1 protein-coding gene is annotated in these 266 nt (G+C 51.9%); it reads left to right on the top strand.

Annotated features, from left to right (window positions below; translation table 11 throughout):
- Positions 1-266, top strand: a 266-nt coding sequence (locus M992_RS14470; protein WP_072165991.1) for a DUF5983 family protein, incomplete at both ends; no start/stop codon positions are given.

Here is a 266-nt window from a genome sequence, read left to right as displayed (position 1 = left end):
TGCAGTACCGCACATATCACGGAAAAGGATAACGCCTGGCTGTACTCGCTGTCACACCAGACCAGTGACTTCGGTGAATCAGAATGGATTCATTTCACAGGTAGCGGATATCTGTTACGTACCGATGCGTGGTCATATCCGGTTCTGCGGCTTAAACGCCTGGGGTTGTCAAAAACGTTCCGTCGTCTGGTTGTCACACTCATCCAACGTTATGGCGTCAGTCTCATTCATCTGGATGCCAGCGCTGAATGTCTGCCGGACCAGCC

It is taken from the genome of Moellerella wisconsensis ATCC 35017, assembly GCF_001294465.1.
Classification (GTDB): domain Bacteria; phylum Pseudomonadota; class Gammaproteobacteria; order Enterobacterales; family Enterobacteriaceae; genus Moellerella; species Moellerella wisconsensis.
This window is presented reverse-complemented; position numbering and strand designations above follow the sequence as displayed.